The sequence below is a fragment of the Desulfurobacterium crinifex genome (assembly GCF_054656775.1).
In genome coordinates, this window is sequence record NZ_BAAHXO010000004.1 from 149,151 (window position 1) to 167,423 (window position 18,273).

Below are 18,273 nucleotides of genomic sequence, written 5' to 3' on the forward strand. Positions count from 1 at the left end.
GGTAATTTAATGGCTCTCGTTGTTCAGAAGTTCGGTGGAACCTCTATGGGCTCAATAGATAGAATTAAGCACGTGGCCAAAAGAGTTCTTCAAGAGAAGGAGAAGGGAAACGACGTCGTTGTAGTTGTTTCTGCAATGGCTGGTGAAACAGATAGGCTTATAAACCTTGTTAAGGAAATAACGCTTGAGCCAAACGAGAGAGACATGGACTTTGTTGTCTCTACTGGAGAACAGGTCTCTGCTGGTCTTCTCTCAATTGTTCTCAACAGTATGGGACATCCTGCAATCTCTCTAACTGGATGGCAGGCTGGAATAAAGACAGATGAAGCATTTACAAAGGCAAGAATTCTTGACATAGACGTTGAAAGAATAAAGAAGCACCTGAAAGATGGGAAAATCGTTGTAATCACGGGATTTCAAGGGATAACAGAAGGGGGAGACATTACAACTCTTGGAAGGGGAGGCTCTGATACCTCGGCAGTTGCTCTCGCGGCAGCTTTGAATGCTGACAGATGCGACATCTACACGGATGTTGATGGAGTTTATACAGCAGATCCAAGGATCGTTCCAGAGGCGAGGAGAATTAATGTCCTTTCCTATGAGGAAATGCTGGAGCTCGCCTCACTTGGTGCAAAGGTTCTCCAGATAAGATCTGTCGAGTTTGCAATGAAGTACAAAGTTCCTCTTAGAGTAAGGAGTACTTTCACAGAAGACGAGGGAACGCTTATCAAGGAGGAAGATGAAACAATGGAAAGAGTAGTCGTAAGAGGAATAGCCCACAACAAAAATGAGGCAAGAATTACGGTAGAAAGAGTCCCAGATAAGCCTGGAATTGCCGCAAAGATATTTGATGCTCTTGCCGAAGCTAACATTCCAGTTGACATGATAGTTCAAAACGTTTCTGTTGATGGTTTCACAGATATTTCCTTTACAGTTGAAAAGAACGACGCTGCTAAAGCTGAAAAGATAACCAAAGAGGTTGCAAACGAAATAGGAGCAAAGAACGTCATAAGAGACGATAAGATTGCCAAGGTTTCCGTTGTTGGACTTGGAATGAGAAGCCATGCAGGAGTTGCAGGGAAAGTGTTTGAAACACTTGCAAAGTATGGAATAAATATCGTTATGATCTCAACCTCTGAAATAAAAATATCCTGCATCGTAGATGAGAAATTTACAGAGCTCGCAGTAAGGGTTCTCCACGAGGCTTTTGGACTGGATAAGAATGAATGAAAAGATTTATCGCTTTTTATCGCGGAAAAGAAGCAAAGTAAAGAGGTTCAGTAATGATTTACATATACGATACAACCCTTAGAGACGGAGCTCAGACAAGAGGAGTTTCCTTTTCTCTTGAAGATAAACTGAGGATTACTCAGGCACTTGACGACCTTGGAGTTCACTACATTGAGGGTGGCTGGCCAGGTTCAAACCCAAAGGATTTAGCCTACTTTGAGACTGTAAAAGGACTTGATCTAAGGAATTCCAAAATCGTTGCATTTAGTTCCACAAAGAGAAAGGGAATAAAAATAGAGGAAGATGCAAACATCGGGCAGCTCGTAAAAACAGAAGTACCAGCAGTTACAGTCTTTGGAAAATCCTGGGATCTACACGTAACCGAGGCACTGAAGATAAGCCTCGAGGAGAATTTAGAGCTTATCTACGAAACAATCGAATATCTAAAGAAGTACTTTGATGAAGTCTTCTTTGACGCTGAACACTTCTTCGACGGCTATAAAGAAAATCCCGAGTATGCGATAAAAACCCTCAAGGCTGCAGAAGAAGCTGGAGCAGACTGCCTTGTTTTATGCGACACAAACGGTGGGACGCTCTGGTATGAAACTGAAGAGATAATTGATGCTGTCTTAAAAGAGGTGAAAGCTCCTCTCGGAATTCATGCCCACAACGATTCAGATATGGCAGTTGTGAACTCACTCATAGCAGTCAAAAAAGGGGCAATTCAGATTCAAGGAACAATAAACGGGCTTGGGGAGAGAGCTGGAAATGCAAACCTCTGCTCAATCATTCCAAATCTTGTAATAAAGATGGGATATGAATCAATCCCACTTGAAAATCTGAAAAAGCTCTACTCCGTCTCAAGGCTCGTTTCAGAGCTCTCAAACAGACCACATCCCGTAAACCTTCCATTTGTTGGAGATAACGCCTTTGCCCACAAGGCAGGTGTCCATGTCTCGGCAGTTGAGAAAAATCCAAGAACTTATGAACATATAGATCCAGAGCTCGTTGGAAACAGAAGAAGGATAATGGTCTCTGAACTCTCCGGAAGGAGTAACATTGTAAACAAGGCAAGAGAACTGGGAATTGAACTGGACAAGAGTTCTGTAGAGGTTAAAAAGATACTTGAAAAAATCAAATACCTTGAAGCTCAGGGGTACCACTTTGAGGGAGCAGAAGCGTCTTTCGAGCTCCTGCTGAAAGAGACCCTCGGACTAACCAAAAAGTACTTCGAACTCAAAGGGTTCAGAGTCATAGCAGAAAAAAGGTCAGAAGACGAGGAAGCCTACGCAGAAGCCACCGTAAAAGTGGAAATCCCGGAAGAGATTGCAAAAGAAAAGGGAATAGAAGACAGATTTGAACATACGGCAGCGGAGGGAAGAGGGCCTGTTGAAGCACTGGACAAGGCTCTCAGGAAAGCCCTTGAAAAGTTCTATCCATCGATAAAAGAAGTTAAACTGACAGACTACAAGGTAAGAATTCTCGATGAAGCCTCTGGAACAGCAGCTTCTCCAAGGGTTCTGATAGAATCAACAGATGGAAAAAGAAAATGGGGAACTGTTGGAGTATCACCGAACGTAATCGAGGCTTCATGGCTTGCTCTTGTTGATGCATTAAAGTACAAGCTGATGAAAGATGATGAACAGCAAAACTCATAGAGTGGGGAAGCATAAAAGGAGTAACCGGTAAGTAGTGAATAAAAATCTGTTTGATGAAGGTATTCAGAAAAAAGTTCTAACAAGACTCAAGAAGTTAAAGATATGGCTTTACAACCTTCTTGAGAGCGATACAGGACCTTACAGGCTTCTTTACGATACTTTTGCTCTTTTTATTGTCGTAACTTCCTCTATTCCCGTTATTCTGGAGCTCTGGATAAACATACCTCTACCACAGGATCTTCAATCCCTGTTTGACAACTATGAAGAGATTACCCTCTACTTTTTTGTCGTTGAATATCTGCTGAGGTTCTGGGTAATTTCCGACTTTGTCGATGATTTTAAAGAGGGACTTGCTCAAACGAAGAGCTCCACAAAAGCACTCTTTTTCGCCCTTAAACCAAAACTTCAATGGATGGTAAAACCTTACTCAATCATAGATTTTCTGGCTATTCTCCCAATATTCCGACCTTTCAGAACTCTCAGACTGCTCAGACTCTTAAGATTACTCAAAATTTTCAGATATACCTACGCACTCAGAAGCCTCATCCTTGCAGTTAAAGAAGAAGCTCCTATCATCTCTTTCATCGTAATAACCCTAATCCTCTGGATAGTAACTATCTCCGTAACCGTCTACATATACGAATACAACGCTGGAAACAAAGCTTTTCACTCTGTATTTGAGGCTCTATACTGGGGAATAGTAACCATATCAACTGTTGGATATGGAGACATAACTCCCATAACAAAAGAAGGGAAATTTTTGGCTTCCCTCCTAATCAGTGGAGGAATTGTCCTTGTTTCAGCTCTAACTGCTACGTTCTCTGCAACTCTTGTCAACAGAATGAACATTCTAAAAGGGGAAGGGTTAAAAATGAACAAGCTAAAGGATCATCTTGTAATCTGCGGATGGAGTGAAAGTGGGGAAGAGTTGGTCGAAGAGATAATAAAGTCCGGACTCGATAAAGAAAAGCCTGTAGTTCTTGTAACAGAGATGGATAAATCAGAACTTGGAGTTGATATAAGCAAGTATATCCTCTACAAAAAAGGTGATTTCACAAAGGAAAACGTGCTAATGGAAGTTTCCATCCAGAACGCTTCTGAAGTTGTAATTCTTGGAGAGAGAAAAGAGGGACTTTCCGACAGGAACGTTGACGCAAGGACAGCTCTTACAGCAATGCTCGTCAAGACAATAAACCCTAAAGCTAAAATCTACGTTGAAGTTCTCCACGATGAAAATGCAGAAGTTTTTGAAAGAAGATTGGGGGTAACCTCTGTTTTCATATACGGTAAAGTTATCGGAAGGTTAATTTTTACAAGTATTGTTACTCCTGGAGCTGCCAAGCTGATTGAAAGTCTTCTCACAAAAGAGGGAACTGTTAGAAAGATTCAGGTAAGAGAGCTCGGTAAATTCCAGAACTTTGGAGAACTACTATCCTACCTTAGAAAACACAGTGCTCTACCCATAGCCGTTGAAAAACGGGGGAAAGTTCTGATTAATCCTGCCGATGAAGAGCCGATATCGGAAAATGATTACGTATTCATCGTATTTGGGTAAATAGCTACGATATAATTAATCCCATAACAAAAAAGATGGGGATGTTTTGGGCTACAGAGTTATCTATCTTGATGGACGGGAAATTGAGGGAAAGGGGAAATTGCCCGAAATAGAATGTGAAGTATGCAAAGAGATAAGAAGAAACGTAATTGAGCCGGTTGCAATTTTTGTCGAAGAGGAGAGAGTAGAGGAAATTGAAAATAAACTCATAAAACTGCAGGAAGAATTTGGAAATCAAGAAGAAAGATTAAAAAAAGAAGTCAAGGAGTTGGTAAAAGAAATCCATAAAGAACAAGATGGCAAAACATGTATTTTTCATTGTGAGAAAGAGAATGAGATATGGATAGAAAATGTAGAAGAATATAGGGAGTGTATGAGTAGGAGGAAGAGAATTCTAAAAGGAAGTAGAGAATTGGATGAGGGCATAAAAATAAAATGGAAGAGAAATCTAATCGACGAGTTTTTGGAAAATCTGAGAAAGTATATGTCTGAAGTAGAAGATGATAAGGAGAAAAAGGAATATAACTTCCATTATTTTATATTTCCTTTTTTTAAAGAAGAAGAAAAGGAATTTCATAAAGTAGTTTCCTTTAGAAAGGCAAAATTTATAGGTTTCCTCGATTTAGGGAGTGTTCTCTTTATGAACAATTGTTATTTTATAGGGACAGAATTTAATCAAAACGTACTTTTTGAGGAAGTAATCTTTAAAGGAAAAGCTCGTTTTTCTGGAACAAAGTTTTATGGAGACGCTGGATTTCAAGAGACAGAATTCAAAAATGTTAAATTTGAAGGAGTAAGTTTTAAAGGATTGACTTTTTTTATAGGCATAAGTTTAAAAGAGATTGCCGTCTTTGATAACGTAGAATTCGTTAGTAAAGTCTATTTTTTAGACACTAAACTTGATAATTTAAATACAAAATTCATTAGAGAAGTAAGATTTTCAGGAGTTACTTTTCACAAGTTTACAGAAATTTCTTCTCTTGGGGAACGGCTCAAGTTTGAAGGTGTTAAATTTAAAGATAATGTAAGAATTTATTTACACGAACAGTGTAAAGAGCTTTACTTTTCAAACCTTGATATAGAAGAAAATTCACGAGTTACCATAAAAGGAGGGTACTTTACGGTTCTAAGTCATCTTATGATGGAAGATGTATTTAATCTCTCAAAAAACTTTGTATTGTTTGGAATAAAGTTATCTGGTTTAGGTCTAGAAATAAGAAATTCTATCTTAGAAAATATATGTTTTATTAACTGTGATTTTTCAGAAGCTAGAAAGTTAATGATAGTAGATTCTTCTTTGGCAGATATTGAATTTGTGAATGTAGATTGGGGAAAGATATCAGAAGAAAAAATATGTTCTGAGTTATTTGAGAATAGTCCAGAAAAGGCAAGAGAAACCTATAGACAACTAAAATTGGCTCTAGATAACCAGAAAAACCATATAAATGCAAACAAGTTTTACGCTCTTGAAATGAGAGCTTATGAAAAGCAATTAAAAGAAGAAGGCTGGACAAAAGATAACTGGCAGGACAGAATTGTTTTTATTTTCCACAAATTTATTTCAAATTTTGGAATGAGTTACCTTAGACCTTTTGCAGGAATCCTCATATTGACAGCTATACTTGGTTTTTTATCTGTTTTTAAAAAATTTCCCACCAATGAAATAGCTGGATTGTCCCTTTTTAGTCTTTTCTTAATGCCTGCCTTAATGGTTTTTATCTTACTCTACAAAGTAAATAGTAAAGAAGATAAACGTGAAATTAAAAATAACATCAGAAAAGATGATTTTAACTTAATAGAGAATGTCGTTATAACATTATTATTTGCATTTTCCGTAGGTTCTTTTGTAGGCCTATGGGCTAAAGAACTATCTTTTTTAAAAGCCTTAGATGTTTTTGCTCAAACACTAAACTTAACAAAAGCTTTTAAGGGGAACGGAAACAATCACTTTCATGGGTATCAATTTCTCTATACTTTTTATTCGATATTGATAGCTACTCTAATTTATCAATTCATCTTAGCTGTAAGGCGGAGAGTTAAAAGGTAAAAGCGGGCAAAAGCCCGCCAGAAAAGTTAGGTAGTAGAGCTCTCAGCGTCGTTGTAGATGTCGCCAACGATTGGGTCGTTGAAGCCTTTGAATCCTCTTACAGTTTCAACTCTAAACTGAGTTGACTTGTACCAGATATCCTTTGGAGGCTCCTTAACAGGCGTAAGCTGCCAGCCTCTCATATCTTCGTAGTAATCCCAGTTAACGTACTCGTTGAAGTTGTGAAGGAGGTCAGTAATCACAAGTCCCATATCGAGTAGAACCTTCTGAATTCTTCTCCACTTATCAAGTGAAGATTCTCTTCTTGTTACACCAAAGTAACCAGCACATCTTTCTGCTCTAAGGGTTGCAACTCCTCTTCCAACGAAAGCCTTAATAGCTTCTACAGTTTCCGGTGGATCTGTGAAGAAAGTATCGTAGTTTCCAACAACGTCCTCTGGAAGAGGCTGTCTAAGGTCATGAACTCTTGCATCTATGTTGAGGTTGTACTCGCCAGAAACCTCTTTTATAAAGTTGATAAGTCTTTCGTCAATCTCAAGGATTGTAACCTTCTTTGGAAGTCCTGTTAGAGCAAGAGCAATGCTCATAAGGTCATCATCACCGAGAACAACAACGTTTTTACCTCTTAAATCTCCCCTGCTGTCTGCAAGAGCAACCCTTGCAAATGTGTTTTCAGGAGTTACATAACCCTGGTCATACTGGTGTATGGCTGGAGGTCTATTTTCCTGAATCTTAAGGAACTTTTCAAAAGCTTCTTTGAGGCAGTCTGTAATAACAACTCCTCTTCCATTACATGTTGGACATCTGTGGGAAACAAATGTCTCAATTCCAAGTTTTTTGACAAGCTCAGCTCCAGCTTCTGTAAGGAGAATCTGAGTTCCTTCAAAAACAACAAGGTCGTGCTTGTTGAGAAGCTTGAGAATCTCAGCAACCAGTGGAAGTGGCTCATCAGACAGGTCAACAATCTTCCAGAAGTTTGAAGATGACATGATAGCAGCAATTACTTTTTCTACACTTCTTGGATAGGCAGGAACCTGGGTGTTCTTCTCTGCTTCCTGTGCAATCTGCTTTAGTATTTCCATTTTTACTCCTCCTCATATATAAAGTTTGGAATGGCGAAAGCGCCGTAGTGAATCTGGGGGTTGTAGTATTTAAGCTTTCCAGATGAATTTTCAAGGTCTGAAACTCTACCTGAAAGCTCTTCCGGATTTAGAGTAAGAGGATCACAGACCTTTGAAGCAATCGTGAAACTCCACATTCCGGAAGGATAGGTTGGAATAAATGCAAGGTAAGGTCTAACTATTGGAAAGACTTTCTGGAGCTCTCTGACCACCATTTTATGAACTTTATTCTGAGCAAATGGAGACTCAGACTGAGTAACAAAGATTCCATCATCTTTCAAAGCTTTAAAGGCATCTCTATAAAACTCCTCTTCATAGAGAACCTTTGAGGGACCAATTGGATCTGAACAGTCAACAATAATGACGTCGTAAATATTCTCTTTTCCCCTTACGTATTCTCTCCCATCATCAAAGATGAGCTCCACTCTCTCATCACTCAGAGCACAGGAAATTGTAGGGAGCTCCCGCTTTGCAAACTCGACAACCTCTCTATCTATCTCCACCATCTCAACTTTTTCTGGATTATGCTTTACAACTTCTCTCACAGTTCCACCATCTCCGCCACCAATAACAAGAACTCTTTCCGGTTTCCTGCCAAGCGTAAAAAGAGCTGGATGGACTATCATTTCGTGATAGACAAACTCATCCTTCTCTGTGGTCTGGATTGCACCATCAAGAACAAGCATCTTTCCAAAGTCTTCAGTATCAAGAAGCATAATTTCCTGAAATGGAGTTTTAGTTGTCACTGCATTCTTAACCTTTATGGTCAATCCTGTTCCTTTTAAATCCATTCCTTCACCAGTGTAGTACTCGGTAAACCAGAGCATCTCTACCCCCAGAACTTCAAAATTAGTTCTCTAATGATCTTTGCTCCAAGCATTTGCGTAATTCCAGATGGATCGTAGGGAGGAGAAATTTCTACAACATCAAACCCAACTATCTCGACAGGCGGTAATTTATAGATGGTTTCAAAGAATTCAACAGGTGAGAAACCGCACGGTTCTGGAGTTCCTGTTCCGGGGGCATAGGCTGGGTCGAAGAAATCGATATCTATCGTAATGTAAATTGGTGTCTTAACAGTTTCTAAAACTTCAGGCAGTTTCTCTGGAGCAGAAAGATATGTAATCTGTGGACTGTTTTTCATAAGTTCAAATTCTTCTCTCGTTCCACTCCTGATTCCAACCTGAATTATGTCACATCCGAGCTCCAAGACTCTCCTCATAACACAGGCATGTGAATACCTTGTCCCTGAATACTCATTTCTTAAATCGGCGTGGGCATCAAACTGAACAACTGTTAATTTCCCATACCTATTAAAAAGAGACTTAACTACAGGATAGGTTACCGAATGTTCACCACCAATCATTACCGGAATTTCCACATTTTCCATAAAACTTTCTACTGCTCCAACCATACCTTCCGAATCAGCAGGAATATCCACATTACCAAGATCCCGGAAATTTATATCTTCCAGATCTCTATTTAGAGAAGGACTGTAAGTTTCAAGATTTTCTGAAAAGAATCGAACACCATCAGCACCAAACCTTGTTCCTGGTCTAAAACAGGTTGTAGAATCGTAAGGAATCCCAAAAATAGAAATATCTCCGGATTGAGATGCTCCCAGAAAAGTCATCTTACCCTCTGTGATAAAATTTGAAGTTAAAGTTTAACCCAAATTCTGTCTAAACAAGGAGAACTGTACAGAAATGAACTTCAAGTTAAGGGGAACAAACGTAATTGGAATTGGAATCTTAACAGATAATAAATCGTTTGATATTGATAATATAAAGAATTTTATCTTAGAAAAAAGACAACTCCTAAGAGGTTCAAGATTCATTATCTCTGTAGAAGATAGAACACTAACAAAAGAAGAAATACTTGAACTCAAACAGTTCTTAGAAAACGTCGAAGAATTGACGTTTTGTGGTTTTAAAACTAATATCAAAGAGAACAGGGAAATTTGTATCTCCTTGGGGATTCCTTGCGACCTATCCGAAATGGAATTAGAAAAAGAAAAAGAGAGAGCTGAAACAGAAGAGATAAAATTTATAAAGAGAACCTTACGTTCGGGAGATAAAGTAACATCTACGGGAGATCTTGTCATACTGGGAGACGTAAACCCAGGAGCAGAAGTTGAAGCAGGGGGGAATGTCTACGTGATGGGGAGCTTACGTGGTACGGTAAAAGCAGGAATTGGTAAATCTGAGGCAGAGATAAGAGCTCTCTACTTTGAAGCCCCCAGACTGGAAATTTGCAATCAGGAAAAGATTTTTGATAGAAAAGAATCCTATATCAACTTCAGGGCAAGAGTAAAATCTGGAAATTTAAAAATAGAATTCTCTAAGAAGGGGAGATAATGGCTGACAAAGTAATCTGTGTGACATCTGGAAAGGGAGGAGTGGGTAAAAGTACCATAACAGGAAATCTTGCAACAACTCTTGCAGCAAAAGGTTATAAAGTTGTAGCAATTGATGCTGACATAGGACTCAGAAATCTTGATTTAATCCTTGGGCTGGAAAACAGGATTGTATATGACATAGTTCATGTTGCAGAAGGTGTTTGTCCTGTGGAGAAAGCCCTCGTAAAGGACAAAAGGACAAAGAATCTATACCTGCTTCCGGCTGCACAAACAAAAGACAAAAGTGCCATTAAACCAGAAGATCTCGTTAACATCGTTGAAAAGCTGAGGGATAAGTTCGACTTTGTTTTCATTGACTCACCGGCTGGAATTGAAGAGGGTTTCAAAACAGCCGTTACCCCTGCAGATACTATACTGGTTATAGCAAACCCAGAAATGGCTTCAATCAGAGATGCAGATAGAGTCACTGGACTCTGTGAAGCAATGGGAAAACCGGAACCCAAACTGATAGTTAACAGGCTTGACCCCAAGAAAGTTGCAAAAGGAGACATGCTTGATGCTGAAGATGTAGTTCAAATCCTTGGACTCGAACTTCTGGGAATCGTTCCTGAAGATAAAAATATGGTTTCCTACATAAATAGAGGGGAACCAGCCGTCCTTTTCGAAGAATCTATTGCAGGTAAAGCCCTTAGAAACATTGGAGAAAGACTACTTGGAAAAGAAGTTCCATTCCTTAACCTGGAATATAACGAAGGTCTCTTTGAAAAGCTCAAGAAACTGTTTGGAGGAGAATAGTAAAAATGGGGCTATGGCCATTTGGAAAAAAATCAAGTAAAGAGATCGCCAAGAAAAGATTACAGTTGGTGCTTAAATATGACAGGGCTGGATTACCCCCAAATGCTATAGAAGAGGTAAAAAACGCCATTTTAAATGCCTTAAAGGAGTTTCCATTTATTGATGCTGCTGGTGTTTCAATAAACGTTTCTCATGACGATCTGGAAAAGATAGAAATTGAAGTCCCTGTCAAAAATTAGAAGCCCAACAATAGAAAAGCCCCCACTTGGGGGCTTTTAGGTACATGAACCAACACCAACAATCTAAAATTACTCTTCACCACTTTCCTGTCTTGGCTCAACAAGCATAACGATCGCAGTTGGAGCAGCATCTCCTTTCCTGAAATCGTAGTGGAGAAGCCTTGTATATCCTCCGTTTCTATCCGCATACTTTGGAGCAATTTCATTTACAAGCTTGTAAGCTACATCTTTCTTTGTGACAATAGCAAGCACTTCTCTTATAGCCTTTACTTTGTCTTCCTGTTTTGCCTTGTTTATTACTCTGTCAGCAAGTCTTCTCAGTTCCTTAGCTCTTGCAACTGTTGTAACAACTTTTCCATGTTCCATAAGATCTGTAACAAGGTTTCTAAGCATCAACAATCTATGCTCAGTAGGTCTTCCAAGTTTCTTCCTTTTTATCCTATGTCTCATTTCTCTCCACCTCCAAGTTCAAATCCGAGAGAAGCTAAGAGTTTCTCTATCTCTGCCAATGACTTCTTTCCAAGTCCTTTTATCGATTCCAGCTCTTTCTTTGAAAGCTTCACCAAATCTTCTACAGTCTTAATGCCATTTTCTACAAGAACCTTAAGGGCTCTACCCTTTAAACCAGCCTCTTCAAGTGTCTGACTGTAGATTTCAGGCATTTTCTCTTGCTCAACCTCTTCAGCCTGAACAGTAGCAAAAATGGCTTCTACAAGCCTATCTCTAACCATGGAGAAGTGATCTATAAGGATGTTTGCAGCTCTAACAACAGCATCCTTCGGAGTAATGCTACCATCTGTCCATATTTCCATTGTAAGCCTGTTGTAGTCAGTTCTTCTTCCTACCCTGGTATCCTCAACCCTGAAAGCCACCTTCTTGACAGGCGAAAAGTCAGCATCAAGAGGAATCCAACCTATTGTAGAGATATCGAAGATTTCCTGGATATCCTCAGATAGAACAAAACCTTTACCTTTATCTATCCTGAGGTGAATCTCTATTTCTGAATTCTCATTATCGAGAGTTGCCAGCTCCTGATCTGGTGTTAAGAGCTCAACCTGAGATGGAAGTTCAAAGTCTTTTGCATAGACCTTCCCTGGTCCCTTCTTCTTGAGCTCTATGAAAATAGGTCCTTCTCCATGGAGAACAAACCTAAGTTGCTTAATGTTGAGAACAATCTCAGTAACATCCTCTACAACACCAGGAAGAGTTGTAAATTCGTGATAAGCCCCTTCAAACTTAACAGCAGTTGGAGCAGCACCTTCAATGGAAGAGAGTAGAACTCTTCTGAGAGCATTTCCTATGGTAGTACCGTACCCTTTCTCGAGGGGTTCTACAACAAATCTTCCATAATCCTTTGTATGTTCCTCCCAGATAAACTTATCAGGAGTGATAAATTCAACCATTATTTCCTCCACAAGTTCCGTTAACTATTACTTGGAGTAGAGCTCGACGATCAGGTGCTCCTCAATTGGAATCTCTATCTCGTCCCTTGTTGGTTCAGCTTTTACAACACCCTTGAAGTTCTCAGCATCCAGCTCAAGCCAGGAAGGAATACCTCTTCTTTGAGCAAGCTCAATTCCCTCTTTAATTTGAGGAATATCCCTACTCCTTTCCTTAACCTCAATAATATCTCCAGGTTTTACAAGGTAAGATGGTCTATCAACCTTCTTCCCATTTACAAGGATGTGACCATGAACAACAAGCTGCCTTGCGTGTCTGTGGGACTTACCAAAACCAAGTCTGTAAACAACGTTATCAAGCCTACTTTCAAGGAGTTTAAGAAGGTTCTCACCAGTCTGGCCTCTCATTCTTTCAGCTATCTCGTAGAAACGTCTAAACTGCCTTTCCCTTATACCGTAGTAGTACTTAACCTTCTGCTTTTCCATAAGCTGACGGCCGTAGTAAGAGATCTTTCTACGACTACGACCATGCTGTCCTGGTGGATAGGGTCTTCTATCAAGAATAGATTTACCTTTCTGAGACTTCTCTTCACCAACGTATATGTTAACGCCAAGGCGTCTAGCAATACGCCATTTCGGTCCTGCATATCTTCCCATCGATTACCTCCGTTACACCCTTCTTCTTTTTGGTGGTCTGCATCCATCGTGTGGAATAGGAGTAACATCCTTAATAGCTTTTACATTGAGACCAACAGCCGCTATTGCTTTAATGGCGGTTTCTCTACCACCACCGTTACCCTTGATTCTTATCTCAACGTCTTTAACACCATACTCCTTCATAGCTCTTTCAGCTGCCTTTGTTGCAGCAAGCTGAGCCGCATATGGAGTACTCTTTCTTGTTCCTTTAAAACCTACAGTTCCTCCGCTTTCCCAGCAAAGAGTATTACCCTCTTTATCTGTAAAGGTAACAATTGTGTTGTTGAAAGTTGTCTGTATATGAGCAATTGCAAAACCTACAGTCCTCTTCTGTTTTTTCTTACCACCTTTTCTGGCTCTTGCCATTAATAACCTCCCAATTCAAGTTACTTACCCGTTACGCGTCACTCATCACTTATTTCTTAGTTGCCTTTTTCTTACCAGCAACTGTTTTCCTTGGTCCTTTCCTTGTTCTGGCGTTCGTTCTGGTTCTCTGCCCTCTAACAGGGAGACCGAGTCTGTGACGAACACCTCTGTAACAACCAATTTCTATAAGTCTTTTAATATTCATAGCGATCTCTTTTCTGAGATCACCCTCAACCTTATACTCTGTCTCGATGATCTTTCTGAGCTTTGCTATCTCTTCTTCAGTAAGATCTTTAACTCTTTTCTCTGGATCAATTCCAGCCTGTTCGCAAATTTTGAATCCGCTCTTGATACCTATTCCATAAATGTAAGCAAGAGAATAGGGCACCTTCTTATTATCAGGAATATCTACTCCAGCTATCCTTGCCACCGTCAGCCTCCTTACTTACCCTGTCTTTGTTTGTGTTTTGGATTCTCGCAGATAACTCTTACTACCCCTTTTCTCTTTATAATCTTGCACTTGGGGCAAATCTTCTTTACAGATGGTCTTACCTTCATCTGTTACCTCTCCTTGAAAATTTCGGTTTTTCGTGCCTTCAGCCGCGGTTATTTAAAAGGGACGGTTTAGCCTTTTCTATAAATAATTCTTCCCCTTGTTAAATCGTACGGACTCAGCTCGACAACCACACGGTCGCCTGGCAGGATTCTAATAAAGTGAACCCTCATTTTTCCAGATGCATGGGCAAGCACCTGATGCCCATTGTCAAGCTCCACCTTAAAATAAGCGTTAGGCAAAGCCTCAATTACTTTGCCTTCTACCTGAATTCCTTTTTCCTTTGCCATACTTTCCCCTGAAAGGCTTGATTAATTTTATTCCCCTCCCATCAAGGGGAGGGAAATAAAAACGAAAGGCTAAATTTAATTAGATTGCGGACATAATTATAGTCCCATCTTCCGTAATAGCAACATCATGCTCAAAATGAGCAGAAAGCTTACCATCTTTAGTAACAACAGTCCATCTGTCTCTCTTTACTTTTACTTTCCCTGTTCCTTCATTTACCATTGGCTCAATTGCAAACGTCATTCCTGGCTCAAGAGTGATATCTGGATAGCCTTTGTAAACATAGTTTGTTATCTGAGGTTCCTCATGCAAAGACCTTCCAATTCCGTGGCCTGCGTAACCACGAGTTACATTAAAACCATGAGACTCAACATACTTCTGAATGGCTCTCGATATATCGATAAGTTTCCCACCTGCTTTAGCTGCTTCAATACCTTTGTAGAGAGATTCTCTCGTAACATCTATCAACTTTTGTGCAGTCTCACTTATTTTTCCAACTGGAACTGTTACTGCAACATCACCAATCCAGCCATCCACGACAGCACCAAAGTCAAGGCTTACAATATCTCCCTCTTTGAAAACTTTCTTCTTTGTAGGAAGTCCATGAACAACTTCCTCGTTAACGGAAACACAAATTGCACCAGGAAAGCCACCATAACCGAGGAAAGCAGGCTTTACGCCATATTCCTTACAGAGACTTCTTGTAATCCTATCTATATCAAGAGCTGTAATACCGGGAGCTACTTGCTCAGCAACTCTGAGGAGAATTTCCATAGTTGTTGCTGCAGCAGTTCTTAGCCTTGCAATCTCCTCTGAAGTTTTTAGGATTATTCCATGCTTTGTTTTTCTGAGCGTCTTAACCATTTAGTCCCAAGCTCTCCTCAATTTTCTTCGTTATCTCATCAATTTCACCAACACCGCAGATCTCAACAAGGATGCCCCTTTCAGAGTAGTAATCGATGAGAGGAGCTGTTTGCTTTCTATAAACTTCAAGTCTATTCCTTATAACTTCCTCAGTATCATCTGCTCTACCGCGGGCTAAAAGCCTCTTTACTATCTCCTCATCGTCAACGTTGAGGTAAACAACCTTATCAAGAGGCATGTTGAGTTCGGAAAGCATTTTGTCTAAAGCTTCAGCCTGAGGGAGAGTTCTTGGAAAACCATCAAGGATAAAACCTCTCTCTCTAACATCCGATTGAGATAGTCTTTCCCTGATAATGCCAATGATTACATCATCTGGAACAAGTTCCCCCTTATCCATATACTCTTTTGCCAGCTTTCCAAGCTCTGTTCCCTCTTTCACAGCTGCCCTTAAGATGTCTCCAGTTGATATGTGAGGAACGTTGTACTTTTCTGCAATCCTTACTGCCTGCGTTCCCTTTCCTGCTCCTGGTGGTCCAAGAAAAACTACTTTTATCACCTTAACCTCCAGCACCCAGTTTCAGTTTTTTCCTTCTTCTACCAAGGAATCCCTCGTAGGAAATGGAAAGAGCGTATGCTTCCATTCTTCTTAGCGTATCAAGTGCAACACCAACGACAATAAGAATTGCTGTTCCACCAAAATAGAACGGAAGTTGCATCTTCTGTGTAATAATCAATGGAATAATGGCAACTAAGGTAAGAAAAACTGCACCGGCAAATGTAAGTCTTGAAACTATCCTATCTAAGTAGTTTGCAGTATCTGTTCCTGCTCTTACCCCAGGAATAAATCCACCGTGCTTGTTGAGGTTTTCAGCTATCTCTTCTGGATTGAAGATTACCGCTGTGTAGAAATAGGTAAAGAAGAAGATTAAAGCACCATAAACAACTAAGTAGAGGGTACTTCCTGGTTGAAGAGCATCATAGATCGCCTGAGCAACGGGGTGGTGGATAAACTTAACAATTGTTGCGGGAAACATTAGAACCGAAGCTGCAAAGATAATCGGAATAACTCCAGCAGGATTCAGTTTTATTGGAAGATAGCTTGTATATTTACCAACAGCCTGTCTTCCAACATTTCTCCTTGCATATTGAAGAGGGACTCTCCTTTCAGCTTCCTGGATATAGACAATGGCTGCAATCATCACAAAGATAATCACAGAAATCCCTATTATCTTGAAGAGAGAGATTTCACCATTCTTAAAGAGAGTAAAAGTAGTGATTACAGCATTTGGAATACTTGCAGCGATACCTGCAAAGATGAGAATCGACATTCCATTACCAATGCCTTTCTCTGTTATCTTTTCACCAAGCCACATGAGGAATGTTGCACCGGCAGTGAGACAGGTAACACAAACGAAAATAAACGTAAAACCAGGATTTGGAACTATGGGAACACCAGAAGGGCTTTTCATGCCTTCAAGTCCAATGGCAATACCAAGTGCCTGAATGAAAGCAAGAAGTACCGCACCGTAACGGGTGTACTGGTTTATTTTTCTTCTTCCGTACTCGCCCTCTTCTTTTGCAAGTTTCTCAATAGACGGAATAGCAACAGTAAGAAGCTGCATAATAATGGCAGAACTGATGTAAGGCATTACACCAAGGGCAAAAATCGTCAACTTGCTGAGAGCTCCACCGGAAAAAACGTCCATAAAGCCGAAGACAGTTCCCTGAGCCCTCTTGAAAAACTCTGAAAGAGCTACAACATCAATTCCAGGGGTAGGGATATGAGCTCCCAGCCTGTAAATGGCCAGGAGCAATATTGTAAAGATGAATCTTTTCCTGAGCTCTGGAACTTCAGTTACGTTGAATAGAATCTTTGATAGGTTCATTCTCTACTCCTAAGCTATCTCCTCGCAAACGCCTCCAGCAGCTTCAATTTTAGCCTTTGCAGAGGCTGAGAACTTGTGAGCTTTAACTGTAAATTTCTTGGTAACCTCACCATCTCCAAGAATCTTTACAGGAAGGTTTTTCTTAACAAGCCCAGCCGCTTTTAGAACCTCAGGAGTAATTTCTGCCCCGTCTTCAAATCTCTCATTTAGATCCTTGAGGTTAACAATTGCAAACTCTTTCTTGAATGGGGCGTTTGAAAAACCTCTCTTTGGGAATCTCATATAGAGAGGTGTCTGTCCACCCTCAAATCCAGGTCTTGTTCCTCCCTTCCATCCAGACCTTGAAGTCTGTCCTTTTTGACCTCTACCTGATGTCTTACCGTGGCCAGAACCGTGGCCTCTACCTACTCTTTTCTTTTCTCTTACAGCACCTAGATTTGGACTCAAGCTATGTAATTTAAGCTCCATCTTACTCCTCCACTGGCTCAACTTTAACAAGTTCTTTTACCTTTTCAATCATTCCCTCGATTGCAGGGTTGAGTTCCTTAACAGTACTCTTTCCTCTCTTGCGAAGGCCAAGGGCTTCAAGGGTAGCCCTTTTCCTTTTGCTTTTCCCAGCAAGTCCTCTAATGAGGGTTATTTTAACCTTAGCCATCATTACCTCCTGACGATTTCACCTTCCTTTGTAATTCTCCTGCCAGGGAGTTTCCATCTTCTCCTCAGCTCATCAACAGAAACACCTCTAAGTTTGGCGAACTCTTCTGGAGTCTTGAGTTGCTCAAGTGCCTTGAGAACTGCTCTAACAACTGTGTGAGGGTTTGTTGAACCGATAACTTTTGTGAGAATGTCTGTAATTCCCGCAGACTCAAGAACTGCACGAACTGGAGCAGAAGCAATAACTCCAGTACCAGGAGCAGCAGGTCTCATAATTATCTTTGAACCACCAAACTTAGCCTGAACCTCAAATGGAATAGTTCCATCAATAACAGGAATTCTAATGAGGTTCTTCTTGGCATCTTCTGTAGCCTTTCTGATAGCATCTGGGACTTCAGCAGCCTTTCCTCTACCAAATCCAACAACGCTTTTACCGTCACCAACTACAACAAACGCTGTAAAGCTGAACTTCCTACCACCAGTTACAACCTTAGCGTTTCTATTGATATGAACAAGCCTTTCTTTAAGCTCAAGCCCTTCTGGTCTAACTCTCTCAGCCATC

The 18,273-nt window shown here is 40.2% G+C and carries 23 protein-coding genes; 7 read left to right on the top strand and 16 right to left on the bottom strand.

Going from position 1 to position 18,273, the window contains the following annotated elements; genetic code table 11:
* The first annotated feature begins 9 nt into the window (after positions 1-9).
* From ACYQ3A_RS02555 to ACYQ3A_RS02570, 4 genes are read left to right on the top strand one after another with little or no spacing between them, the layout of a single operon-like run.
* Entirely contained in the window at positions 10-1,230 is a 1,221-nt protein-coding gene (locus ACYQ3A_RS02555; protein WP_459895421.1) for an aspartate kinase, read from the top strand.
* Positions 1,231-1,283: 53 nt separating this feature from the next.
* Positions 1,284-2,888: a citramalate synthase gene (cimA, locus tag ACYQ3A_RS02560; RefSeq protein ID WP_459895423.1), complete on the top strand. Its 1,605-nt coding sequence runs from the start codon at positions 1,284-1,286 to the stop codon at positions 2,886-2,888.
* Between the two features lie 34 nt (positions 2,889-2,922).
* Positions 2,923-4,443, top strand: coding sequence for an ion transporter (locus ACYQ3A_RS02565; protein ID WP_459895424.1), 1,521 nt, complete (start codon positions 2,923-2,925; stop codon positions 4,441-4,443).
* A 46-nt stretch (positions 4,444-4,489) separates the two neighbouring features.
* A complete protein-coding gene (locus tag ACYQ3A_RS02570; RefSeq protein ID WP_459895426.1) occupies positions 4,490-6,490 on the top strand; it encodes a pentapeptide repeat-containing protein in 2,001 nt (666 codons plus the stop codon).
* A gap of 26 nt (positions 6,491-6,516) precedes the next feature.
* On the opposite strand, the gene ACYQ3A_RS02575 is transcribed toward ACYQ3A_RS02570, so the two are convergent.
* Genes ACYQ3A_RS02575 through speB form a run of 3 tightly spaced genes read right to left on the bottom strand, consistent with a single transcriptional unit; the run spans position 6,517 to position 9,244 of the window.
* Positions 6,517-7,572 (bottom strand): bis-aminopropyl spermidine synthase family protein, encoded by a 1,056-nt coding sequence (locus ACYQ3A_RS02575; RefSeq protein ID WP_459895428.1) that lies wholly within the window; start codon positions 7,570-7,572, stop codon positions 6,517-6,519.
* Between the two features lie 2 nt (positions 7,573-7,574).
* A complete protein-coding gene (gene speE, locus ACYQ3A_RS02580) occupies positions 7,575-8,438 on the bottom strand; it encodes a polyamine aminopropyltransferase (protein ID WP_459895430.1) in 864 nt (287 codons plus the stop codon).
* Positions 8,439-8,440: 2 nt separating this feature from the next.
* Complete coding sequence (speB, locus tag ACYQ3A_RS02585; RefSeq protein WP_459895431.1) at positions 8,441-9,244, bottom strand: agmatinase; 804 nt, start codon at positions 9,242-9,244, stop codon at positions 8,441-8,443.
* A gap of 73 nt (positions 9,245-9,317) precedes the next feature.
* On the opposite strand from speB, the gene ACYQ3A_RS02590 reads away from it, so the two are divergent.
* The 3 genes from ACYQ3A_RS02590 to ACYQ3A_RS02600 are packed head-to-tail and all read left to right on the top strand — an operon-like array spanning position 9,318 to position 11,004.
* Positions 9,318-9,968, top strand: a complete 651-nt coding sequence (locus tag ACYQ3A_RS02590; RefSeq protein WP_459895433.1) for a septum site-determining protein MinC — start codon at positions 9,318-9,320, stop codon at positions 9,966-9,968.
* Positions 9,968-10,765, top strand: a complete 798-nt coding sequence (gene minD, locus ACYQ3A_RS02595; protein WP_459895434.1) for a septum site-determining protein MinD — start codon at positions 9,968-9,970, stop codon at positions 10,763-10,765. The genes ACYQ3A_RS02590 and minD overlap by 1 nt, the downstream gene beginning before the upstream one ends.
* Before the next feature lie 5 nt (positions 10,766-10,770).
* Positions 10,771-11,004, top strand: a complete 234-nt coding sequence (locus ACYQ3A_RS02600) for a cell division topological specificity factor MinE (protein ID WP_459895435.1) — start codon at positions 10,771-10,773, stop codon at positions 11,002-11,004.
* 69 nt (positions 11,005-11,073) lie between these two features.
* On the opposite strand, the gene rplQ is transcribed toward ACYQ3A_RS02600, so the two are convergent.
* The 13 genes from rplQ to rpsE form a co-directional block, all read right to left on the bottom strand.
* The gene (gene rplQ, locus ACYQ3A_RS02605; RefSeq protein WP_459895436.1) at positions 11,074-11,454 is read right to left on the bottom strand and encodes a 50S ribosomal protein L17; all 381 of its coding nucleotides are present in this window, start codon (positions 11,452-11,454) and stop codon (positions 11,074-11,076) included.
* Positions 11,451-12,407 (bottom strand): DNA-directed RNA polymerase subunit alpha, encoded by a 957-nt coding sequence (locus tag ACYQ3A_RS02610; RefSeq protein ID WP_459895437.1) that lies wholly within the window; start codon positions 12,405-12,407, stop codon positions 11,451-11,453. Before ACYQ3A_RS02610 ends, rplQ begins: the two co-directional genes overlap by 4 nt.
* A gap of 27 nt (positions 12,408-12,434) precedes the next feature.
* On the bottom strand, positions 12,435-13,061 hold the full coding sequence (rpsD, locus tag ACYQ3A_RS02615; protein ID WP_459895439.1) for a 30S ribosomal protein S4: 627 nt from the start codon (positions 13,059-13,061) through the stop codon (positions 12,435-12,437).
* Positions 13,062-13,073: 12 nt separating this feature from the next.
* A complete protein-coding gene (gene rpsK / locus ACYQ3A_RS02620; protein ID WP_459895441.1) occupies positions 13,074-13,466 on the bottom strand; it encodes a 30S ribosomal protein S11 in 393 nt (130 codons plus the stop codon).
* A gap of 49 nt (positions 13,467-13,515) precedes the next feature.
* Positions 13,516-13,896 carry a 30S ribosomal protein S13 gene (rpsM, locus tag ACYQ3A_RS02625; protein ID WP_459895442.1) on the bottom strand — a complete coding sequence of 127 codons (381 nt, stop codon included), beginning with the start codon at positions 13,894-13,896 and terminating at the stop codon, positions 13,516-13,518.
* Positions 13,897-13,907: 11 nt separating this feature from the next.
* Positions 13,908-14,024: a 50S ribosomal protein L36 gene (gene rpmJ, locus ACYQ3A_RS02630; protein WP_013637834.1), complete on the bottom strand. Its 117-nt coding sequence runs from the start codon at positions 14,022-14,024 to the stop codon at positions 13,908-13,910.
* Positions 14,025-14,090: 66 nt separating this feature from the next.
* A complete protein-coding gene (infA, locus tag ACYQ3A_RS02635; protein WP_121171331.1) occupies positions 14,091-14,309 on the bottom strand; it encodes a translation initiation factor IF-1 in 219 nt (72 codons plus the stop codon).
* A 79-nt stretch (positions 14,310-14,388) separates the two neighbouring features.
* On the bottom strand, positions 14,389-15,171 hold the full coding sequence (gene map, locus ACYQ3A_RS02640; protein WP_459895443.1) for a type I methionyl aminopeptidase: 783 nt from the start codon (positions 15,169-15,171) through the stop codon (positions 14,389-14,391).
* Positions 15,164-15,727: an adenylate kinase gene (locus tag ACYQ3A_RS02645; protein WP_459895444.1), complete on the bottom strand. Its 564-nt coding sequence runs from the start codon at positions 15,725-15,727 to the stop codon at positions 15,164-15,166. Before ACYQ3A_RS02645 ends, map begins: the two co-directional genes overlap by 8 nt.
* A 1-nt stretch (position 15,728) precedes the next feature.
* Positions 15,729-17,057: a preprotein translocase subunit SecY gene (secY, locus tag ACYQ3A_RS02650; RefSeq protein WP_459895445.1), complete on the bottom strand. Its 1,329-nt coding sequence runs from the start codon at positions 17,055-17,057 to the stop codon at positions 15,729-15,731.
* 9 nt (positions 17,058-17,066) lie between these two features.
* Positions 17,067-17,525 carry a 50S ribosomal protein L15 gene (rplO, locus tag ACYQ3A_RS02655; protein ID WP_459895446.1) on the bottom strand — a complete coding sequence of 153 codons (459 nt, stop codon included), beginning with the start codon at positions 17,523-17,525 and terminating at the stop codon, positions 17,067-17,069.
* A gap of 1 nt (position 17,526) precedes the next feature.
* Positions 17,527-17,712 carry a 50S ribosomal protein L30 gene (gene rpmD, locus ACYQ3A_RS02660; protein WP_459895447.1) on the bottom strand — a complete coding sequence of 62 codons (186 nt, stop codon included), beginning with the start codon at positions 17,710-17,712 and terminating at the stop codon, positions 17,527-17,529.
* A gap of 2 nt (positions 17,713-17,714) precedes the next feature.
* Positions 17,715-18,272 carry a 30S ribosomal protein S5 gene (rpsE, locus tag ACYQ3A_RS02665; protein ID WP_459895448.1) on the bottom strand — a complete coding sequence of 186 codons (558 nt, stop codon included), beginning with the start codon at positions 18,270-18,272 and terminating at the stop codon, positions 17,715-17,717.
* Position 18,273 lies beyond the last annotated feature (1 nt).